This is a genomic window from Lewinella cohaerens DSM 23179, from assembly GCF_000379805.1.
Taxonomy (GTDB): domain Bacteria; phylum Bacteroidota; class Bacteroidia; order Chitinophagales; family Saprospiraceae; genus Lewinella; species Lewinella cohaerens.
Map to the genome: position 1 here is coordinate 219,183 of NZ_KB903565.1, position 22,982 is coordinate 242,164.

Genomic DNA, 22,982 nt, shown 5'->3' on the forward strand with positions numbered 1-22,982 from the left:
AGTGAGCTGTGGACAGCCTGACCCCGCAGGGGGAGCGCCCAAAAAATAGAAAGAGAAGATGAAAAGACTACTGGTTTTGTTGACATTGCTGGGGGTAGGTCTACTGGGTTGTGAGAATGACCTGGCAGAGGTAGAGGCCCTGAAAGCACGCTTGGACGTAAAAGTGGAGCGGGTAGAAGAAGTGGAGATATTGTATAGTGATTCGGCGCAGGTAAAGGTACGGATTACGGGCCCGGTGATGTTGAATAACCTGGATCGTACGGAGCCTTATCAGGAGTTTGTGGAAGGCGTGTTGGTAGAGTTTTTTGGGCCAGAAGAGACGATAACCAGTACGATGGTGGCCAAATATGCCATACGCTACGACCGTCGTGGAGAAGTGATCGTGCGCGATAGTGTAGTGTGGGAAAGTGTGGAAAACCAGAAACTGGAGACGGAAGAGCTGATTTGGCGAGAGAAAGACGAAGAGGTATTTACCAAGAAATTTGCGAAAATAACTACTGCACGAGAAATTATTTATGGGCACGGTTTTCGGGCTGATCAGAATTTTTCGAATGCCAAAATCCAGCAGGTGGAAGGTGTTATACTTCGCCAACCCTAGATTTGAGATTTTTGTCTTGCTCTTTTTTCATCCGACGGCGTTAAAAAGCCTCGCCTTAGCTTAGGCTATGGCTACGTTTTTTGCCTTGCCGGCTAAAAAAAATAGCGTTGTCAAATTTTCACAAACCTAGGATCGCCGAAGTATATTGCAGTAGACGAAGGACAATAAACAAGATAAATATTTTATGAAGTTTCCATTACCCTTGCCCGTAAGTGAGCTGGCAGAGCAGATAGGTGCTGAATTATTGGGAGATTCCGACCTGTTGGCGACAGGTATAAATGAAGTACACCACGTAGAAGAAGGGGATATCACCTTTGTGGATGTAGAGAAATACTACGCTAAAGCACTGGGATCGGCAGCGACGATCATCTTGATCAATAAAGCTGCGGAGGTGCCTGCCGGGAAGGTTTTGCTGGTTGTAGATGACCCGTTTACGACTTATAATGACCTGGTTTGGCGCTACCGCCCGTTGCAGCCACTACAGCGAAGTATTGCAAGCAGTGCCTTGATAGGGGAAGGTACGACGATAGAACCAGGTGCGGTAATAGGAGAGCAGGCGGTGGTAGGGAAAAACTGCTACATTCATGCGAATGCCTATATCGGCGACCATTCGGTGCTGGGCGATGAGGTAGTGGTGCAGACTGGTGCGGTGATTGGTAGTGATGCTTTTTATTTCAAGAAGACCGCTGCAGGTTTTCATAAATGGCGCTCTGGCGGACGGGTTGTATTGGAAGACAGGGTTGATATTGGTGCCAACTGTACGATCAATAAGGGCGTGTCGAGTGATACCATCATCGGCGCTGGCAGCAAGCTTGATTGTCAGGTGCAAATTGGGCATGATACCAAGGTAGGAAAGAAGTGCTTGTTTGCTGCGCAAGTAGGAATAGCGGGTAATTGTACTATTGGCAATGAAGTAGTGATCTATGGGCAGGCAGGAATAGCCCAGAATGTAACCATTGGTGACAAGGCGATAGTTTCGGCGAAAGCTGGTGTGAGTAAAGACTTGGAAGGCGGGAAGCTTTACTTTGGGGTACCTGCACAGGAAGCGCGTGATGCTTACCGAGAACTGGCCGCGCTGAGGCAGTTGCCGGACTTTTTGAGGAAGAATAAATGATGTGGCAAAGGATTAGGACTTGCTAGCTACAACCCTTTCCGGATAAGTATAGACATTCAGCCGATCCTGACGGAGGAAGCCAATGAGGGTGATACCGTTTTCCTCCGCCAATTGTATGGCCAGAGAGGAGGGAGCACCGATGGCCGCAAGTAGTGGCGTGCCTGCGCTAGCGGCTTTCTGAACGAGTTCGAAGCTGATGCGCCCGCTGAGCAAGACGAGTTTGTCGCGCCAGGGGAATTGTGCTTGTTGCAAGCTACTGCCGATAAGTTTGTCGAGGGCATTGTGTCGCCCAACGTCTTCCTGCAAGGCCAGTAACTTGCCAGCTGTGTTGAACAAAGCCGCAGCGTGTATGCCTCCTGTGTGGCCAAAGACCTCTTGCTGCTGTGCCAACAAATCGGGCAGTTGTGTGAGGATGGCGGGGGATACGGTAGGTTTACCTGGAATTGGAAAATGAAAGAAAGTGCGCTGGAGTTGTTCTAAATCGGTTTTTCCACACAGGCCACAGCTGGAATTGGTATAACCAAAGCGGTGATAGTTGTCGGGGCGAAAATCTACCTCAGGCTGTAGTGTCACGAGTGCCTCGGTAGGGCTGATGAGTTTGACCGTTGCGATGTCGCTGGCCCGATGAATGATACCTTCCGTAAACAGATAGCCATAAATGAGTGCTTCGTCGGCACCAGGCGTGCGCATGGTAATTGCCAGATCAACGGTTTCGTCCTGCTGAGGATCGTAGATGCCAATGCTTAAGGGCCACTCGGGCGTGATGGCATCACTGTGGAGGCTACGCCATTGGCCGTCTTCCCACCTGAGGGTGGCGTGGTGTTTATCCTCTGGGGCGGGTGATTTTTTAGATTTCAGACCTGTAATTTTACTTTAGAAATAGGGAAGGTGTGAGGTGCTTTAGGTGCGGGGTGCGGGGTGCGGGGTGCGAACGTTTACCCCCCTTACACCCTTACACGTTTACCCCCTACAAATCATATTCCTGCCCCAATTCTGGAATCTGAACATCCTGGAAACCCACATCGTTCAGCAATCCTGCCAGGCTTTCCTGTCTATCTATGGTGCCGTGAACAAGGAATACTTTTTTGGTATGCTGTTCTTGGCCGCGGAGGAATTCGCGAATCTCGTTGCGGTCGGCGTGAGCGCTGAAGGAATCCATCTGCTCTACATGAGCGCGTACTTTCTTGTATTGGCCGAAGAGTTTGAGGCCCGTAGCCCCATTGCGAATTTTTCCACCTGGTGTTTGTGGGGAAGCATAACCTACCAGCAGGAGGGTGTTGCGCGGGTCTTCGATGGTGTTAAAAAGGTGGTGCTTTGAGCGACCTGCATTCATCATGCCGGAGGCGCTAATGATAATACAAGGCTCTTCCATACTATTGAGGGCTTTGGAAGCTTCGACCTTTTTGATGTATTGCAGGTTGTTGAAACCAAAAGGGTTGTCGTCAATGAGGAGGTACCTCTCTAAGTCTTCGTCGTAGCACTCGGGATGAGCGCCAAAGATGGTAGTGGCGTTCACTGCCAGTGGGCTATCTACAAAAACGGGAATTCTGGGTAACCGTCCTTGTGTCTCTAGTTGGTCTAGAATGTAGACAATTTCTTGGGTGCGGCCTATGCTGAAGGCCGGGATGAGCAGTTTGCCTTTGCGCCCGATGCAAGCTTCTTGAATGATGCGTAGAAATCTTTCTACCTCTTTGGGCTTTTCATCGTGGATACGATCACCGTAGGTAGACTCGCAGATCATGTAGTCAACAGCAGGCATCTTTTGTGGATCGCGAAGAATAGGGCGGTCTGGGCGGCCAATGTCTCCGGTGAAGCCAAAGTGGATGGTTCGATTGCTTTCGTGGATACGTAAGGTCACATTGGCACTGCCAAGAATGTGGCCGGCATCGCGGTATTGTACCTGGACATTGTCACGAATATTGATCCACTTATCGTAAGGACATCCGGTGAAGAGCTTCATGGTTTCGTGTACATCTTTGGAGGTGTACAGCGGCTCTTTTTTATCTTTAGGATTGCGCTTGTTATAGTATTGTGCATCTCGTTCTTGAATCATGGCACTGTCCAATAGCATAATGGAACAGAGGCTACGCGTGGCATGGGTGGCGAAAATGCTACCTCGGAACCCATCTTTTACCAGCTTAGGTACCCGGCCAGTGTGGTCGATATGGGCATGAGAAAGAACAAGGCAATCAACTTTGGCGGGGTCAAAAAGGAAAGATTCATTAAAATCCTTCATCTCTTTGTCGTTGCCCTGGTAGAGGCCACAATCCAGTAAGATGGTATAACCGTCTTCGAGGGTGAGTAGATGAGCGCTTCCTGTAACTTCCTGAGCGGCACCGCAAAATTTGACTTTCATGGACTTGTATATTGCGCAGAAAACAAATGGCATTTTTTGGGGTTTTCAAATAGTCAACACACTTTTGCCATAGGCATCCCTTCGGGGAAGAGAATCGTTTAGTCAACTATTTTTGAAAAAAGATGCCATTTGTTTTCGTGCTGTTTCTTAAGATTTCTTTTGACAAAGACCAATATACAAGATTATTTTGGAGATATTTTGCAGGATAGTATTACTATTAAAGCAACAGTCCCTATCTTTGCCCGCAATTTGTGCCGAACCTATGTTTTGCTATCCAGCACCTTCCTTAATTTTTTCGGATAGCAAACGCCGCAAAATTGCAAAACCATGCCAAAAGATCAGTCAATTCGTTCCGTTCTCATCATTGGGAGTGGTCCTATTATTATTGGTCAAGCTTGCGAGTTTGATTATTCTGGTACCCAAGCTTCGCGTTCGCTGCGGGAAGAGGGTATCGAAGTAACCTTGATCAACAGCAACCCCGCAACGATCATGACTGATCCGGTGACGGCGGATCATATCCATTTGTTACCCCTTACGGTAGAAAGCCTTGAGCATATTTTGCGGGAACGCCAGATAGACGCTGTGTTGCCTACAATGGGTGGACAAACAGCTCTTAACCTGGCTATCGAAGCGGGAAAAGTAGGGCTGTGGGAAAAATACAACGTTAAATTAATTGGTGTTGACCTGGAAGCCATTGAGTTGGCCGAAAACCGCGAAGCCTTCCGACAGCACATGATTGATATTGGTTTAGGGGTTGCCCCCTCCTTTATCGCCAATTCTTTTCTGGAAGGTAAAGAAGCTGCCCAGAAAATTGGCTACCCCTTGGTAATTCGCCCTTCTTATACATTGGGTGGTACTGGTGGTGGTTTTGTACACACAGCAGATGAATTTGATGCCAAGTTGCGTCACGGCTTGAACATGAGCCCTACGCATGAAGTACTGGTAGAGAAAGCCGTTCTGGGGTGGAAAGAGTTTGAGTTGGAGCTTTTGCGCGATGCTGCTGATAATGTGGTGATCATTTGTACGGTAGAAAACCTGGACCCAATGGGTATTCATACTGGTGATTCTATCACGGTAGCACCGGCGATGACGCTTTCAGATACAGCTTACCAGGAAATGCGTGATCAGGCTATTCAGGCGATGCGCTCCCTGGGTAATTTTGCAGGAGGATGTAATATCCAATTTTCGCAAAATCCTGAAACGGAGGAGCTGATTGTGATCGAAATCAATCCACGGGTTAGTCGTTCTTCTGCATTGGCGAGTAAAGCTACCGGGTATCCTATTGCAAAAATTGCAGCCAAGCTGGCCCTTGGTTATACACTGGATGAACTGAAAAATCAGATTACCAAAACCACCTCCGCTTATTTTGAGCCTACGCTCGATTATGTCATCGTGAAGATGCCACGCTGGAACTTCGCCAAGTTCCCTGGCGCAGATCATGAGTTGGGCCTACAAATGAAGTCAGTAGGAGAGGTGATGGGCATTGGCCGAAACTTCCTGGAAGCTTTACAGAAAGCTTGCCAAAGCCTTGAACAAGGGCGTGCAGGCCTGGGAGCTGATAAAAAAGAATGGATCAGGACGGAAGATATCCTTACGCGTTTAGAAAAAGTAAGTGACGACAGAATTTTCCGCCTTAAAGATGCCATGCGCCTTGGGGTACCTAGCAAAACTATCCATAAACTCACTAAGATCGACCCTTGGTTTCTTCAGCAGATTAAGCGGTTGGTAGAGATGGAAGAACGCCTCATGCGTTTCAATGTAGCTGAAGATATTCCTGAGAGCTTCATGCGTGAACTGAAGGAGGTAGGCTACTCCGATGCTCAGATCGCTTGGGTACTAAGGGTGGGAGAAGAACAGGTGACACGACACCGCAAAACGCTTGACGTACGTCGTACCTACAAAATGGTAGACACCTGTGCTGCCGAGTTTGAAGCTCAAACACCCTACTTCTACAGTACTTTCGATGGAGAAAACGAGAGTATCCCCAGCGATAAAAAGAAAATCATTGTACTGGGTTCCGGCCCCAATCGGATCGGGCAGGGTATCGAGTTTGACTATTGCTGTGTGCATGGTCTGATGGCGATCAAAGAAGCAGGTTACGAAGCCATTATGGTGAATTGTAACCCAGAGACCGTGTCTACTGATTTTGATGTTGCCGATAAACTTTACTTCGAGCCCGTTTACTGGGAGCACCTGGAGGAAATCATTGAACTGGAAGAACCAGAAGGCGTCATTGTTCAGTTGGGTGGGCAAACTGCCCTGAAACTGGCAGAGACCTTGCACAAAAAAGGTATCAAGATCATTGGTACAGACTATACCAGCATGGACCTGGCTGAAGATCGCGGAGCTTTCTCTGACCTATTGAAAGAACTAGAGATTCCTTATCCCGATTACGGCGTAGCTGATGATGCCGACCAGGCATTGGAGGTGGCCAATGAAGTAGGCTATCCGGTACTGGTACGCCCGAGCTATGTACTCGGCGGCCAGGATATGCGTATTGTGATCAACGACGAGGAGTTGGAGCGTCATGTACTGCATATCTTTAAGCATATGCCCGATAACCGGGTACTGGTAGATCACTTCCTGGACCGAGCGAAAGAAGCCGAAGTGGATGCAATTTGCGACGGTGATGAGGTTCACGTCATGGGTATCATGGAGCACATCGAGCCAGCGGGTGTCCACTCAGGGGACTCGGCAGCGGTATTGCCAACTTACAGCCTTTCGGTAGAGGTAGTGAATAAAATGGTAGAAATCACAGAGCAGCTAGCCAAGGCGCTCAATACTCGTGGTTTAATCAATATTCAGTTTGCGATCAAGGATGAGAAGGTCTACGTCATCGAGGCCAACCCTCGGGCTTCACGTACGACTCCCTTTATTGCCAAAGCATACCAGGTGCCTTACCTGAAAATTGCTACAGAGGTGATGATGGGTGTGAAGAAACTCAAGGATTATCACATTCATGCACGCCCTAGCGGGTTTGCCATTAAGGTGCCTGTCTTTAGTTTTGATAAATTCCCTAATGTGGATAAGCAGTTAGGCCCAGAGATGAAATCCACTGGAGAGGCTATCCACTTTATTAAAGACTTGACCGATCCTTTCTTTAGAGAATTGGATCGTCAGCGGTACATGTATCTGACGCGGTAAGCGAGTAAGGTAATGATACTTTTAAGAAACAGGGTGTCAGTTGCTCCATAAAAAGAGTAATTGATACCCTGTTTTAGTTTGGGTTACACTCCAACTATTGAGTTCGTAGGGAGTTTGCACTGTTTGTCATGTTAATTGACATACAGAATTTATTGTTACATTTAAGTTACTGCTAGGTTGAATCAGTAAAGAGAATTTCCTGTGTAAGTTAGATGCTGAAATCAATCGATTTTTTGTTCGCCGGTAATATTGGTAGAAAACAAGTTAAATTATCCCTATTGTGAAAACTCATTCTTTCCAAAGTAACTCGATAGACCAATTAAAAGCTTCTTTGACCTCCTGTCAGGAGAATGAATTCCAACCTAACCTAGCTGTAGTCTTTTGTTCTAAGCAGCAAAATATTGAGGCAGTGAGAGCTGTTTTTGTTGGAGCGAATATTGACCTTGTTGGTTGTAGTACCGCTGGAGAAATTGTAGATGCAGTGCTTTACGAGGGGGCTATTTCTGTGCTGTTATTTAAAGTTAATACGGCTTATTATCAGTTGTTGCATGAAGATTACCTAGAGGGAGAAGTCTATGAGGCTTCTGCAAAGCTTGCTAAGAGAGCAATACAGGAATATAAAAATCCAGCACTGATTATTATGTCCGGTGGTTTGGCCGTTGATGCTGAACAAATCATTAAGGGCATCCGAACAGGAGCGGGGCGAGATTTACCAACATACGGAGGGCTAGCTGGCGATGATTTGGAAATGAGAAGTACGACGGTGTTCACTAATCATCGTTTGACCGATCAAGGGCTGGTGGCACTGGTGTTAGATACCGATAAACTTATAGTTAAAGGTTTAGCTAGAAGTGGTTGGGCTCCTGTTGGAGGAGTGAATACGATAACCAAGGCTGTAGGAAATGTAATTTACACTATTAATGGGGAACGTGCCTACGATGTCTTTATTCGTTATTTTGGTATATCTAAAGACCGTCTGATAAGTGATCCATTGATTTCTATTCAAACCAATTACCCACTTCAAATTCTTAGAGGGGAAGGGACGTCAATATTGCGTTCTCCAATTCTTGTAAATGAAAAAGAAGGGTCCTTGACGTTGGCAGGAGGCGTAATAGAAGGGGAACAATTTCAGTTTTCTAATTCACCTGGATTTGAAATTATTGACCAGACCATTGAAGAGTTTGGAGAGTTACAGAAAAATACCCCTGAAGCAGAGGGCTTGATTTTATTTTCCTGTAAAGGCCGGCATGGTGCTTTTGGACCTATGCTAGAAGATGAAATAAAAGGTATTTATGACTTATGGGGGCAACCAATGATTGGCTTTTTATCCTATGGAGAGTTTGGTGATGATGGGGCAGGACGATACGAGTTTCATAATGAAACCTGTGCTTTAGTTATCCTAAAAGAAAAATAGTAATGATGATACAAGAGTTATTACTAAGTGTTGATTCGTTAAAGGCAGTTAGTGAAGAGGAGCGGAATATTTTAGAAATAGGACTCAGAAAACTTCAGAAAGAATTTCAGCGTCAGGAGTTTAAAATGAAGCGTATTGAAAAAGATAAATTGATAGTTGTTAATATTCTTAATGCAACCATCGCAGATTTAGAAAGGAAACAACTCATTATAAAAGAGGCAAATGAGCAACTCTCTCAGCAAAAATCCTTAATTGAAAAAAAATCCTTGCTTTTAGCCGATAATATTCAAAAATTAGAACACTCTTATAAGGAGCTAGAAGAGTTTTCTTACGTCGCCTCCCATGACTTGAAAAGCCCATTGCGTACCATTGCCAGCTTTTCGCAACTGATTAAAAAGCGATATGCAGAGCTACTCGATGAAAGAGGAAATGAGTTTGTAGACTTTATTGTAGATGGCGTCATACAGATGAATGGCGTTATTGATGCGCTGCTAGAGTACGCAAAAGTGAGCAATCAAATCGACACTTTTGTTAATGCGGATTTGAACAGGGTAGTAACGATAGTAAAAGCTAACCTTAAAACAGAGATAGCCGATCATCAGGTTACGATCATCAGTGATGACTTACCAACCATCTGCGGGAATGAGATTGGCCTAGTACAGCTTTTTCAAAACTTAATTTCCAATGGGATAAAATTCAGGTCTGCACAAGACCCTGTGATCAAAATTTCCTGTAAACAAGAGGGCACACATTGGTTGTTTAGGTTGGCAGACAATGGTATTGGCATAGAAGAGCAGTTTCAGGAAAAAATATTTTCACCTTTCCAACGCCTGGATAAACAGAAAACCAATGGCATGGGTATTGGTCTTTCAATCTGCCGGAAGGTGGTTAAAATGCACCAGGGCGATATCCATTTTGAACCTGTTAGTACAGGAGGAACGTGTTTCGTCTTTACCTTGAAAGACCAAACGGAAACAAAGGAGCTTAAGGCACTCGATGAGCCGAATTAGCCTAAAGGGAAATGTCGAAAGTTCAGCTTACTCTTTGGGGGGTAAAGCACGTCGTTTACGATAAGCAACAGCACCTCGGTACACCAAGCCGGCAAAAAGGGCCACTCCTAGTAATAAATAAATGTAATTGAGCCTCCCCACCTTACCATAAACGGCGATAAAAGAGATACTTACCAAAAACAGGGTGGGTACTTCGTTGAACATCCTAAACTGCCAAGCGGAAAGCGGCCGCTCTCCGGCGTCCATTCTAATGATAAGTTTTTTGCAATAAAGATGATAAGCAGTAAGTAGTACCAATAGCAGCAATTTGAGATGCAGCCAGCCCGGCGTTCCCGTTGAAAAGTAAGCATAAGAGGTCACACCTGCCAAATCCAGTCCCAGCATCAAAAGCCCAGCCGTCCAAGTGATCATCATGGCCGGATTACAAATGATTTTATACACACGCCAAGCCATTGCCTGAAACTGTTCGGTCAGGGTGCCACGAGCGGGTTCTTCGCGCTCGTCAGCTTCCACCAGGTATACAAAAATGCGCACCAAATAGAAAAGGCCAGCAAACCAGGAAACGAAACCGACTACGTGCAGGGCTTTGAAAAAGAAATTGGCGTCCATATATTTCTCCGATTTTTTATGTACAAACATAAAGGTAAGCACCATTTTTAGCAAAGGCGTCATCTGTTCTAGGTATACATAAACTACCAGGTAAGCATTTGACATTATTCACACAATCTTACCTGTCATGAAAAGAACCATTGCCAGACGAGCCGCTCCGGAAGTAAATGCCGGAAGCATGGCTGACATCGCTTTCCTCCTCCTCATTTTCTTTTTAGTTACCACTACCATTATGTCAGATAAAGGCATTTTGGTAAAATTACCGCCGTGGGACATGACGTACGAACCTGTGCCCATCAAGGAGCGCAACCTGATGCGGATCTCGATCAATGCTAATAACCAGCTTATGCTACGCGACGAAGAGATTGCGCTTGAGGATGTTCGTGAACGGGTAAAAACCTTCATCATGAACCCACAAGCCAACACAAAGCTGGCCGAAGCCTCCAACAAAGCTGTGCTCTCCCTCATCAATGATCGTGCGACCAGTTTTGATAGCTACTTACTGGTTTACAACGAACTCAAAGGAGCCTACCAAGAGCTGTGGGAGGAAGCTGCCCAACGTTATTACCAGCAGCATTATGAAAGCTTGCCCATCGAGCATCAAAAGGATATTCGCAGTGCCATACCCCTGGTCATCTCAGAGGCAGAGCCGACGGAGTTTTAATACAAGAAGTAACATTAGTATGGGCCATGCCATCCCTGCGGTCGGCACCGGGCTGTTCACTTTTATGTGCTCATGGCAGAGCCATTGCGCGCATACCGTTGCCATCCCTTGTCTTTGGTCCGTCCCGGCCCCGCGCTTCGGCCTTACGGCCTGCGCACTAAACAAAAAAGCGCCCCGAAACAGTCTCTGTTTCAGGGCGCTTCGTAATAGATACGTTACGTTATCTTTATCGTCTTGCCTATCAGTGCAGTACCACTACCTGCTGAATCATCGGATCAAGACCTTCTGTTTCCAGCTTGATAAGGTAAGTGCCATTAGGCAAAGCCTGCATGTCAATATCGTAACCTTCTTGTGGCCAGTAGGCTAGATCTTTTTGGAACATCACCTGACCGTAAAGGCTGTAGATACTGATGGAAGTAGGCTGTTCTGCCAAAACTGGAGCTTTTACTCGAAGATTCCGATCTACGGGGTTAGGGTATGTATTGAATTGAATCTCTTCTTCACTGCCCATAAGGCTCGGGAAGTTCGCATCCTCCAGCTTTTCACATACAACACTAGTCGTACAGACCCTCTGGCAAGCATTGGCATCTGTAATCGTGACAGAGAAGTTCTGTGTGGTATAACCCACTGTGTAAGTGATGGTGCTATTCGTCGGGTCAGAAGTAATGAATCCATCACAGTCTGTCATTTCCCAACTGTAGGTATATGGTGCAGTGCCGCCGGTGGCAATAACACCAATCTCGTTGCCACTAGAATTACAGAAAATCTCTTCCGGAATATCAAATTCACATTCCAGTGTATTTCCATAGATATCAATGTATTGTTCTGCAACAGTCGTGTTACCACAATCATCAATCGCTGTCCAGCGACGGATAATGCGTAGTCCAAAGTCTGTGGTCAACTCTTCTTCTTCAAAGATCAAAGTGATATCTTGATCATAGTTGTCTTTGAGGAATACTTCTGCTGGTGCAGGAACCGGATCGTCACAATACAATACCAAGTTAGCTGGAACATGGAAGATTTCGGGCCCGTAAGTGTCCACATAAATGAGGAGGATACTTATTTCGGCACTATTTCCACAAGGATCAGTCACAGTCCAAGTCAGATTGATTTCGGCGAGGTAACCAGTTTCGGCACAATCTCCTTCGTTGTCGAGGAAAGCCATACCTAACACTGCTTCCAGGTTGCTGGCACAGTTGTCATCAATAGCTATAGCGCTGTCTCCAAAATCGTAAATATCCTGTGGATTTCCGAAGTCAAAATCAACGGGTAAGATCAACTCGTCACCATCTTCGAGGCCCACTAGTAGCGGATGGTCAAAGCTCAATACAGGTGCTGTATCGTCGTTGAAGAATACTTGCTGAGTGGCGGTAGATGTGTTCCCACAAGCATCGGTAGCTGTCCAGGTGCGGGTAAGCACTTGGCCACAGTCAGGTTCGTTAGTTGTTGTTTCATTAAACACAACATCTACTTCCAATCCGCTACATTCATCGAAAGCGGTAACTGGAAGTGGAATACTTTCATCGTTACAAGTATCTTCGGGAACATTCCGGAGCAATGGTCCTTCATCATCGATGATCGTGATGCTTTGCGCAAAAATGCTACTATTGTCACAAACATCCGTAATAGTCCAGATACGTTCGAAGTTTTGCGGATTACCCGCACAACTTACTTCGATAGGCTGTGAGTCTACGAAGGTGATACTGGCGACCTGACCACAGCCATCGGTTGCTGATATCTCAGGAATAGCCTCTCCGCAAGAGAGTACCAATTCTGCTGGGCCTATTGCTGTGGGTGGGGTGCTGTCAATAAATTCAATAAATAACTCGTATTCCGACACATTATCACAGAGATCCAACGCAGTTACGATCAATTGATAACGCGCCAGGTAGCCAGTGCTAAGGCAGTCCCCGGTGCTTAAAAGTTGTAAGTCGGCACGTACATCGGTGTTCCCACAACCATCTCCCACATTGACAACCGCGACAAAGTCAGGTACTTGTAAGTCGCCTTCTTCAGTACATTCGGCTGGAAGCTGCACGGTACTGCCGCTTGGTAAACCTGTTAAGCCGGGATAATCAATATTGATGGTAGGTCCATCGCCATTGCTGAGGGTTAGTCGCTGGGTAGCGCTGGTGGTGTTTCCACAAACATCCGTTGCTGTCCAGGTACGCTCGACGTACTGGCCACCTGCACAATCGATAGGATCAGACTGGCTGAACTCCAAGACGGCAAACTCACAATCGTCAACCGCTTGTACATTCGGTACAGGAGGGAGGCTGTTTACACAAGCGTCTTCCGGAATACCTTGCAGGGCTGGTGGTGTGGTATCTGTAAGGAACCAATAAAGGGTCACCGAACTAGTATTACCACAGTCGTCAGTGGCTGTCCAACGTGTCACAAGATGACCGATGTAGCCATACTCAGCACAGCTAAATAGCCCGAAATCTTCGTATTCGAAATCAACCTCGCGTTCACCGCTACAGTTGTCAAAAGCAGATACTGCGTAGCGTAGTTTCGTGATTTTACTATAATCGCCACAATCGACGTACACTTCCTGACCATCCGTATAGCCATTAACATATTCGTCTGTGAAGGCAAGTACTGGCGGAGTGGTATCTGAAACAGTGATAAACTGATCCTGAACGGTAGGGTTTCCACAACCGTCTACTGCCGTCCAGCGGCGGCGGATAGTATAGTTGTTTGCACAATCGCCATTGATGCGGCTGTCAATAAAAGAGATTTCTACTTCTGAACAGGCGTCTTCGGCAGTAGCTTGTTGGAAGGGCACCTCTTCATCACATTCAATCCCCGTATTAGCAGGGAAGAAAGTAAATACAGGTCCTTGTGTATCCACAATACGTAGGAAAAGGGTATAAGTTGTAGTGTTGCCACATTCATCGGTAGCTGTCCATACACAGCGCCAGAGACTGAGGAAGTCAGAAACGCCACATTCGCCTTCTTCTTCGAGGATATCTTCGTAAGTAACGGTAATGTCCGGTCGTGCCGAACAGTTATCTGTGATGGTTAAGTCATCGGTAGTTACCATGAATGGTGTCCAGTTAGGATCACGTAGATTACATTCTACGTTCATGGTGGCACCATCGGCCAAAGGCCCAGTTATGACAGGGGGCGTCGTGTCTACGATAGTAATAGTCTGTGTACAAGTGCTTGGGTTGCCACAGTCATCAGTAGCTGTCCAGGTGCGAGTGATTGTGCCAGTATTGCCACAAGCTGCTGCGAAACTGTCGTTGAAGGTGATTGCTACGCCTCCACAGATATCCGTACCGGTCGCCGTGCCCGTTGCATTAGGGGCTGTTGGCATGCCGCATTCTATTGTTACGTTGGGTGAGCATACAACCGTTGGTGGCGTAGTATCCACAACAGTGATAGTCTGCGTACAGCTGCTTGGGTTACCACAAGCGTCGGTAGCTGTCCAGGTGCGAGTTATGGTTTCTGTACCTCCACAACCAGGCGTAGAACTATCACTAAAGGTAACAGTCGCCGGTCCACAAGCATCCATGGCCGTACCGCTACCAGTGGCAGCAGGGTCTGTTGGCATACCGCATTCTACTGTTACGTTGGGTGGGCATACAATCGTTGGTGGCGTGGTATCCACAACAGTGATAGTCTGTGTACAAGTACTTGAGGTGCCACAATCATCTGTCGCTGTCCAAGTGCGCGTAATCGTTTCGGTGTTACCACAGCCGGGAGCCGAGAAGTCAGCAAAGGTGATTGCTACTCCGCCACAAGCATCAGAACCAGTCGCTACGCCGGTAGCGTTAGGATCTGTCGGCATGCCACATTCTACCGTTGCGTTAGGCGGGCATACGATGGTTGGTGGTGTAGTATCTACTACATTGATAGTTTGCGTACAGCTGCTTGAGTTACCACAGTTGTCTGTCGCTGTCCATGTGCGAATGATGGTTTCGGTGCCTCCACAACCAGGCGTAGAACTATCACTAAAGGTAACTGTCGCCGGCCCACAAGCATCCATGGCCGTACCGCTACCAGTGGCAGCAGGATCTATTGGCATGCCACATTCTACCGTTGCGTTGGGCGGGCATACGATGGTTGGTGGTGTGGTGTCTACAATGGTTATGATCTGGGTGCAAGTGGCGGGACTGCCACAGTCAGCGTTGGCCGTCCAAGTACGGGTAATCGTACCAGTATTGCCACAACCAGGTGTGAATTGGTCGTTGAAAACAGTAGTAACTGCTCCACAAGCATCAGAAGCGGTTGCCATTCCCGTATCGGCAGGATCGGTAGAGTCACCGCATTCTACAGTAACGTTTGCGGGGCAGACAATTGACGCTTGTGAGGTATTCTGAATCGTGAAACGGGTAGTTATTGGGTCATCAGCAATGTTTCCACATTCATCTCTTACCGAGAACTCGTTGATTAGGGTTACCGAACAACTGGTACGGTTTTCTTCGTAAGAATCAAGTAGCGTATATTCCAGATTAGCCAGGTCGCTGCATTCGTCACTTACGCAATTGCTCAGGTCTATAAACTGGGTAAAGGAACCACCGGAAGCAGCGGTAAATCCACCATCTATGCCTATAGGGAACCACTCGCCAGTAGGCGTATTGGCGCCTAAAGAACCTGGACAACCTTCGAAAGTAGCTGTGAAATCCGCGCAGGTAACGTCAGGTGGTGTAGTATCTACTACATTGATAGTTTGCGTACAGCTGCTAGCATTACCACAGTTGTCTGTCGCTGTCCATGTGCGAATGATGGTTTCGGTGCCTCCACAACCAGGCGTAGAACTATCACTAAAGGTAACTGTCGCCGGTCCACAAGCATCCATGGCCGTGCCGCTACCAGTGGCAGCAGGATCTATTGGCATGCCACATTCTACCATTGCATTGGGCGGGCAGGTAATGGTCGGTGGTGTAACGTCTTCAATGATGATGTTCTGTGGGCAAGTAGCAAAAGGAACACCATCAAAATAGAGGGTGTAAGTGCGAACAAAATCAGCACCATCATTATCAAATGGACCAGTAGGGCCACCATTTCCGAAACCTCCACAAACTTCGGCATCTCCATTGTCGACAAAATCCATGGTGATGGTAGCACCACATGATTCTACGTTAGAGAATACATCGTTATAGTCCGTAAAGCCAGTGGGGATATCACAACCTTCTTCATCAATATCAGGTAAATTTTGACAAGTAGCTGCTGGGGTACAGCAACTCAGTAGGATATTAAGGTCACGCCGGCCTGAACCGCCGGTTTTACAGACAATTAATTCTACCATGCCAGCAGTGACCACGCCAATAGGAATCATTGCTCCATCGCCTATCTGGAAATCAGGGGTTCCACAGTTGATGGAACCATCTTGGATGTAAAAGTCGAAATTACCGTTTTCCTGGGTTTCTAATTCCAACTCACAACCCGCAAGGGTAGGGTCGGCGGCATATTCTGGTGTGCCGGTAAGGTCTAGTTCTACGATAGCACAAGCATAGCGGTCACTAGGAGGAGCAGCTACTCCACATGGCATACAGGAGGTACATGTAGAAACACCATCTGCAGGGACCAAGTCATCACAGTTGCTGCCATCGCAATACATGATGTTACAACTCGTGACAGGGTCTGTAGGAGTGTTGCAATTTTGTTGTGCGAATAAAGCATTGCTGGCTAGTAGTAAAAGTATTGCTGGCAAGTAAAGGATAGAGAGTAATTGTTTAATAGCAATACCGCATAGAGGCATCAGCTGTAGCCGAGCTAGTCTTTGTGTGTTCATAATATTTTAATTGTGTGCGTTTGTGTTAATAGTAAAAAAGTGTTTTTATTTCAAGATTTAGGGTCCGCTTTATTTAGTTATTAGGCAATACTCACCTAGGTCATTGTGGGAACAATAACTGCGTAATTTTTTTTAGTGATTTTTTAATGCAAAAAAGCTAAGCTGTTACGAACTTTAGCTCGTACACGATATAGTGTCAGCAAAAGTCTTGCTTGACGAAATGATCATTAATTTTCACTCGGGAGTAATATTCGTTCAAACTACTTAAACTAAGGGTAAGTGATTGAAAGACAGCTCTTAAGTGAGTTGGCTAATGTGTAAGACAGCAATGTTTAAAATACAAGGGGAGGAAGATGAAAGCACAGTTTTAAACTCATCAAAGCTGCTTGTGGGGGACAAGCCGCTTATTGAAAGGGGGTACGATAATATTTATCGTCAGACTACTTGGCGTCAATTTACAATTAAAATTCGATAATATGTAAATTGTAAAAGGATATGTACATATTTTAATTTTGATAAATTGATTTGCGTCAAGTAAATTGTTGTTGTTTGAAAGATCGCAAGCTTCTGGATGCTAAAAATATTGTTCGCAAAAATGGAAGAGGAATGCCTCTAAAAAAGACGCCCCGGAACATCACTGTTCCGAGGCGTCTTTCAATCTAATTCAAGCACCCCGCACTGTCTAGTGCAGTACTACCACTTGCTGAATCATAGTGTCAAGGCCCTCTGTTTCCAGCTTAATGAGGTAAGTGCCACTTGGCAACCTTTGAGTATCAATCTCGTAGCCTTCTTGTGGCCAGTAGTTCAGTTCTTTCTGGAACATCACTTGGCCGAAGAGGCTGTAGATGCCTACTGTAACAGGTTGCTCACCGAATCCGCCAGCCTTTACACGCAAGCGTTCACTCACAGGGTTCGGGTAAACATTCATTACTGTTGGGCTATCGCCGCCGCTCGTTAATTGCTCTTCTCCAGAGTAGTCACAAACGATAGTAACCGACTGGGTAAGTTGGCAACCATTGGCATCCTTTACGACCACCGTAAATGTTTGGGTGATGAAGCCCATAGTATAAAGAATCTGCGAGTGGCTGGGGTCAGAAGTAATATAACCATCTTCCAGTGGGAAGGTCAGCTGCCATTCGTAACTGTAAGGAGGTGTGCCTCCGCTGATAACCACTCCTAGCAAGTTGTCATCAGAATTACAGATGACAGGGTCGCCATCAATGACAAACTCAGCGCTGAGGGTATTGTCAACCACTAGTATCTCCTGCTGAGCTTGGCTGGTATTGCCACAATCGTCGGTGGCGGTCCAGGTACGGGTAATGAGCACACCCTCCGGTGTTGCTGTCATGGTTTCGCTGAAGACAACTTCTACATCCTCATCATAGTCATCGCTAACGATAATTTCCGCTACAGGCGGTACCGCATCACAGAAGACTTCCACGTCGTCAGGTACATTGAAGAAGTCAGGGCTACCTTTGTCGATGTAGTACACCGTAAGGCTGGCCTTGGCTGTGTTACCACAAGGGTCGGTAGCAATAAACTCATATTGGTATTCCGTAAGGAAACCATCTGCTGCACAGTCGTCCGAAGCCGTACTTGTTACAGAAACCGCAGCGGTGAGGCTACTGGCACAGTTGTCGCTTACCTCCACATCCGCTGAAGTGAAGATCAATGGATTTTCAGGGTCACCGAAGCCACCACCTACGGAGATAAATAGTTCATCACCACTTTCCAACCCAAAGAGCAATGGATGGGTGAAGATAATGGTCGGATCATTCTCGTCATCAAAGAAGACCTGCTGGGTAGCTGTACTCATGTTGCCACAGGCATCAGTGGCCGTCCAGGTACGGGTGAGCACCTGTCCACAGCCAGGTTCATTACTCATGTCCTCCATCATGGAAACTTGTACATCAGCACCGCTACACTCGTCAAAGGCGGTCACTTGGCCGTCCAGGGTGGTGTCGTTACAGGCATCAGCAGGTACGTCACTGAAGACAGGGCCTTCATTGTCGATGATGGTGATGCTTTGTGCAAATGTAGTCGCATTACCACAAGCATCGGTCACGGTCCAGATTCTCTCAAAAGCTTGAGGGGCATTGGCGCAGCTTGCGATGATAGATTGGCTATCCTCAAAGGTCGTGCTAGCGATGGTGCCACAAGCATCGGTTGCCATCAACATCGGGATGTCCTCCCCACAATTGAGAACGATTTCAGTGGGGCTGGTCACTACTGGTGGTGTTTCATCAGTCAGGTCGATCAACAACCCAAAAGAGGAACTGTTGCCACAGGCATCGGTCGCACTCACACTGAGGCTATAACGCCGGACATAGCCTTCGCCGAGGCAGTCGCCTTCGCTTAATAGCTCTAAACCAATGGAAGACTCTCCTGCATTGCAGCCGTCTTCGATACTTACGGCAGCTTCTAAGGCTGCAAGTAAAAGAACATCGTCCGGTTGATCACAATCAACGGGGAACCGTACGGTGTCTCCATCAGCTACAGGGCCAGTTTCAGGATGGTCAAAGGAAATAGCAGGGCCATTGTCATCACTAAGGGTAATACGCTGGGTAGAGATGGTGGTGTTACCACAAAGATCAGAAGCGGTCCAGGTGCGCTCTACGTATTGTCCGCCTTCACAGTCTAGAGGCTCCGATTGGTTGAAGCTTAGTACTGCAAATTCACAATCATCTACAGCTTGTACGTTGGGCACAGGCGGCAGCGTGCTGGCACAAATATCGTCGGGTACTCCTTGCAATACAGGTGCCGTTTCGTCAACCAGGTACCAGTTGATAGTAGCGATGGTTCCATTGCCACATTCGTCAAAGGCTTTCCAGGTGCTTATCAAGTGGCCAGAGTAGCCATATTCGCTACAGTCGAAGCCACCTAAGTCTTCTAAGTCATAAGACGTTGCTACAGCACCGCTACAATTATCAAAAGCTGCTGCTGCACTAGCTATGATCAAGGAAATATTCCCGTATTCAGAACACTCAATGAAGACATCCTGTCCTGGCGTGTAGTCGCTGACGAATTCGTCAACAAATTCAATGACAGGTGGGGTGGTGTCCTCTACGGTAACCACCTGTACCACATCATCACTATTACCACAACCATCGGTGGCCGTCCAGGTACGTGTGAGGGTGTAGTTGTAAGGGCAATCGCCGTCGGTACGAACCTCGGTAAAGCCATAAACCACTTCAGAGCAGGAGTCAAAAGCTTCGAGCTCGGGGACTGGCGCCGTCTCATCACACTCGATGGTGATGTCATTAGGTTCAGAGAGGAAAACGGGGGGCGTGGTGTCTATAATTTCGGTAAAGAGGGTATAAACAGTAGTGTTGCCACACACATCTTGTACCGTAAACACCTGCTGCCAACGTGTAAGCATATTGCCTAGACAAGGGCCGTCATAAAGCTGAGTGAGTTCTACGGTAATCCCCGCAAAGTCAATAGCTGAGCAATTGTCGGTGATGGTCAAATCAGCGATTTCGATCAGCGGGTCCCAGGTAGAAGAGGGCAGGTCACACTCTACGACGGAGGTGCCCATGTCGGGTATGCCATTAAAGCTTACTTCCGGCCCGGTATCGTCGATGAAAGTGTAGTTGCACACAAACGGATCAGAGAAATTACCACAGCCATCATCGGCAATAAAGGTGACAGTGATGACACGGCTACAGGTGCCGTCGTCAACTACGGTGATGTCATCAACTGTGATGGTCAAATCGCCTTCATCAATACAGTTGTCGTCGACACAACCCTGTAGGGGAAGAATAGGAATACCGCCTACCGTCCAGCCAGTAAAGACGTCGATCTCATCGCCTTCATTGAGTGAAATGGTAGCATCTGCGGGGCAAACGTTACCATCTTCGGTCGTGAAAATAGCGTCGATCTGGCAGCTCAAGTCAAAAACAGGAGCGACCTTGTCCAGTAGCGTGAAGGATTGTATGAATGGATCGGAGAAGTTGGTTCCACAATCGTCTTGTGCCGTCCAAATTACATCAAATGTAGTGATGCAGTCGTCCTGGATAAAGTTGGCAAAACCGCAGCTTACCAAGCCCAGCCCACAGACATCAGAAATATCGGCAGGGTCAGGCCCTGAGAAGTTACCCAGAAAAACACCGTCGATACGCAAATCCACACTGATTGGGAAGTCAGGATCGTTGGAGAAATAGCAGGTAGATGAAACAAAGCCAGTTGGGCACAAGGCTGGGTCAGTCAGCTCAATGGTCACATCCAGTGATCCGGGTGTAGTACTGATGACTGGAGGAGTCGTATCTTCAATAGTAAAGGTAGCCATAGTGGTTGCGGTATTCCCACAAGCATCAGTAGCAGTGAAAGTAACGGTGGCTGATCCTGTGGCTCCACAATCATCAGAAAGTGTCGTGAAGTTGTTAGACCAAGAGATAGCAGTGCAATCATCAGCCATTGCTCCACCCCGACTGTTAAGCCAAGCGTTGAGTTGGGCGGTATTGCCGTTGCCATCGCATTCTACGGTCATGTTCATCGCCGGTGTGGTGATGTCAGGGTCGTCGTCTTCCGAGAAAATATGTTCCGTAACGATACGGTCGGTGCTCACATTACCACATTCATCGCGCAGTACAAATTCGTTGAAGATCGATTTCGGGCAGATGCCAGTTTGGTAAGAATTCACCAGCATATAGTCGATATTGGCAAAACCAGAGGTCATATCGCTGACGCAGCCAGTAAGGTCAACCGTCATTATCGAACTTCCTCCGGCTGCTACGTCGAACATACCATCAGCACCTACATTTACCCAGCTACCATTCGGTGTGTTGGGCCCCAATGGGGTGGGGCAACGGTCAAACATCATAGAGAAAGTGCCACAAGTAATAGCTGGCGCATCATCGTCCAGGTCACAAGGGTCACACTCCGCCAGACAATCACGCGAGTCGATATGATTCTGAATACGTGTGATGTTGTTTGCTGTCCAGGTGGTAGCACCACAAACAATGTTTCCCCACATGATGGTGGTGTTATTCGCTTGACTGTGGACACCATCAAATACGTGGCCAATCTCGTGAGCACTCAAGGCCCGTAAACAGTTGGAGGAGTTCGAAAAGTCTTCACATACATTATAACGGTTACTGCCACAAATATCTCCGATTGCATCGGCACAGCCAACCAGGCCAAAATTGTCAGAGTCATCGTCGTCGTCATCATCGTTACAACCCCGGATATCCTTGGCCGTCCAAAGTTGGCCAAGATCATGGTTGACGAAGTTCACTCCCGCCCACGGCCGGAAAGCATCGAGAATATCAAAGGCTTCATCTCCCGCAGCATCGAAAGGGTCGGAAGCCAAAGTCGTCGCCACAAATTGATCGACGATCACAAAACTCAGGCTAAAATCGTCATACAGCGGTTCCATCAGGTTGGTGACGTTGATGATGAAATCGTTAACGTCCATCACTGAACCGTATCTGGTAAACATCGTAAAATCCCCAGCGGTGGCCATTTCCACTTCCACACATTCCGCCATCATTCTCAGTGGATCGGTAGTGCCTTTCGGATCATCGGGGTGAGGTACCGCATAACGCTTACCAGCATTGTGTACACATTCTACCGCAGGGTCAGTCAAGATGTCATTTATTTCATAAAAAACGTACTGATTCTTGGGCAGTCCGTCAATTAACCGACTTAGTGGTTCCAGGTAATAAACGTTATCCCCGCGTACCAAGCGGGCAATCAGGTAATCTTCAGTGATAGTGAAACGAGTATCGGCGGTTCCTGTACGCCCCTTAAAGGTGATATTAGGGCGGGGAGGCATTAGCACATGGCCTTCATCAGTGATGGCTATTTCCCGGTAGTTTGGCCCGCGGAGGTCGTTGTGTTCCAGGTACACCTCCCAGTCTTGCTGGTCAAGTTGTAAGGAGAAATCAAACGCATTACCACTTTGTGTAAGCGATTGTACTTTCGTAATGTCCAGCTCAAATACTTCGTAGACGGCAAAGCTTTCGTTGAGCTCAGCATGACGGGTATTGAGCTTTTTGCCAGAGAGTGTGGTGGTTTGTGCTTCGGCGAAGCCTGAAATCAGGAGCATCAAAACTAAGCACCAAGCAGCACGGCTTAATACATACAAGTTTTTCATAATAAAGTTTTAGATTAAGAAAAGTGTGTTTAAGTAGAAATGTGGTGTCTATACGTTTGGAATACAAAAACGTAGTAAGGTGTGTAATCGTAATGATTACCACTTTACAGGTTGAACAGTTATAGTGTTTAGTTACTTTTTATACCTGTTTCTAGAGAAACGTTACAAGCAAATGCTAGCTGGGGAGGAAAACGTTATATAAATACGCATTCTTTTGAGAGGAGGGGGCTAAT

At 47.0% G+C, this 22,982-nt stretch carries 11 protein-coding genes; 6 read left to right on the forward strand and 5 right to left on the reverse strand.

Annotated features, from left to right (window positions below):
- The first annotated feature begins 58 nt into the window (after positions 1-58).
- Positions 59-598, forward strand: a complete 540-nt coding sequence (gene lptC / locus A3EU_RS0122295; RefSeq protein WP_020538426.1) for an LPS export ABC transporter periplasmic protein LptC — start codon at positions 59-61, stop codon at positions 596-598.
- A gap of 184 nt (positions 599-782) precedes the next feature.
- Positions 783-1,712 (forward strand): UDP-3-O-(3-hydroxymyristoyl)glucosamine N-acyltransferase, encoded by a 930-nt coding sequence (locus tag A3EU_RS0122300; RefSeq protein ID WP_020538427.1) that lies wholly within the window; start codon positions 783-785, stop codon positions 1,710-1,712.
- Between the two features lie 12 nt (positions 1,713-1,724).
- Here the strand turns inward: A3EU_RS0122300 and fdhD are convergent, their stop codons facing one another.
- Both fdhD and A3EU_RS0122310 read right to left on the reverse strand, forming a co-directional pair.
- Positions 1,725-2,579, reverse strand: coding sequence for a formate dehydrogenase accessory sulfurtransferase FdhD (fdhD, locus tag A3EU_RS31430; RefSeq protein ID WP_342670968.1), 855 nt, complete (start codon positions 2,577-2,579; stop codon positions 1,725-1,727).
- A 100-nt stretch (positions 2,580-2,679) separates the two neighbouring features.
- Positions 2,680-4,068, reverse strand: a complete 1,389-nt coding sequence (locus tag A3EU_RS0122310; protein WP_020538429.1) for an MBL fold metallo-hydrolase RNA specificity domain-containing protein — start codon at positions 4,066-4,068, stop codon at positions 2,680-2,682.
- A 327-nt stretch (positions 4,069-4,395) separates the two neighbouring features.
- Here A3EU_RS0122310 and carB point away from each other — a divergent pair, with 327 nt between their 5' ends.
- The 3 genes from carB (at position 4,396) to A3EU_RS31435 (ending at position 9,636) form a co-directional block, all read left to right on the forward strand.
- Entirely contained in the window at positions 4,396-7,212 is a 2,817-nt protein-coding gene (gene carB / locus A3EU_RS0122315; protein WP_020538430.1) for a carbamoyl-phosphate synthase large subunit, read from the forward strand.
- Positions 7,213-7,492: 280 nt separating this feature from the next.
- A complete protein-coding gene (locus A3EU_RS0122320; protein ID WP_020538431.1) occupies positions 7,493-8,626 on the forward strand; it encodes an FIST signal transduction protein in 1,134 nt (377 codons plus the stop codon).
- 2 nt (positions 8,627-8,628) lie between these two features.
- Positions 8,629-9,636, forward strand: a complete 1,008-nt coding sequence (locus tag A3EU_RS31435) for a sensor histidine kinase (RefSeq protein ID WP_052331326.1) — start codon at positions 8,629-8,631, stop codon at positions 9,634-9,636.
- 27 nt (positions 9,637-9,663) lie between these two features.
- Here the strand turns inward: A3EU_RS31435 and A3EU_RS0122330 are convergent, their stop codons facing one another.
- Complete coding sequence (locus A3EU_RS0122330) at positions 9,664-10,350, reverse strand: CopD family protein (protein ID WP_020538433.1); 687 nt, start codon at positions 10,348-10,350, stop codon at positions 9,664-9,666.
- Between the two features lie 22 nt (positions 10,351-10,372).
- On the opposite strand from A3EU_RS0122330, the gene A3EU_RS0122335 reads away from it, so the two are divergent.
- Positions 10,373-10,909: an ExbD/TolR family protein gene (locus A3EU_RS0122335; protein WP_020538434.1), complete on the forward strand. Its 537-nt coding sequence runs from the start codon at positions 10,373-10,375 to the stop codon at positions 10,907-10,909.
- Positions 10,910-11,150: 241 nt separating this feature from the next.
- Here A3EU_RS0122335 and A3EU_RS0122340 read toward each other — a convergent pair whose 3' ends face one another.
- Positions 11,151-16,652, reverse strand: coding sequence for a T9SS type A sorting domain-containing protein (locus tag A3EU_RS0122340; protein ID WP_026211535.1), 5,502 nt, complete (start codon positions 16,650-16,652; stop codon positions 11,151-11,153).
- 682 nt (positions 16,653-17,334) lie between these two features.
- On the reverse strand, positions 17,335-22,749 hold the full coding sequence (locus tag A3EU_RS0122350; RefSeq protein ID WP_020538437.1) for a T9SS type A sorting domain-containing protein: 5,415 nt from the start codon (positions 22,747-22,749) through the stop codon (positions 17,335-17,337).
- Positions 22,750-22,982 lie beyond the last annotated feature (233 nt).

What these genes read in the sequence shown, in the direction of transcription:
- lptC (WP_020538426.1), top strand. Translation starts at nt 59, where the DNA reads ATGAAAAGACTACTGGTTTTGTTGACATTGCTGGGGGTAGGTCTACTG.
- A3EU_RS0122300 (WP_020538427.1), top strand. Translation starts at nt 783, where the DNA reads ATGAAGTTTCCATTACCCTTGCCCGTAAGTGAGCTGGCAGAGCAGATA.
- A3EU_RS0122310 (WP_020538429.1), bottom strand. Translation starts at nt 4,068, where the DNA reads ATGAAAGTCAAATTTTGCGGTGCCGCTCAGGAAGTTACAGGAAGCGCT.
- carB (WP_020538430.1), top strand. Translation starts at nt 4,396, where the DNA reads ATGCCAAAAGATCAGTCAATTCGTTCCGTTCTCATCATTGGGAGTGGT.
- A3EU_RS31435 (WP_052331326.1), top strand. Translation starts at nt 8,629, where the DNA reads ATGATGATACAAGAGTTATTACTAAGTGTTGATTCGTTAAAGGCAGTT.
- A3EU_RS0122330 (WP_020538433.1), bottom strand. Translation starts at nt 10,350, where the DNA reads ATGTCAAATGCTTACCTGGTAGTTTATGTATACCTAGAACAGATGACG.
- A3EU_RS0122335 (WP_020538434.1), top strand. Translation starts at nt 10,373, where the DNA reads ATGAAAAGAACCATTGCCAGACGAGCCGCTCCGGAAGTAAATGCCGGA.
- A3EU_RS0122340 (WP_026211535.1), bottom strand. Translation starts at nt 16,652, where the DNA reads ATGAACACACAAAGACTAGCTCGGCTACAGCTGATGCCTCTATGCGGT.
- A3EU_RS0122350 (WP_020538437.1), bottom strand. Translation starts at nt 22,749, where the DNA reads ATGAAAAACTTGTATGTATTAAGCCGTGCTGCTTGGTGCTTAGTTTTG.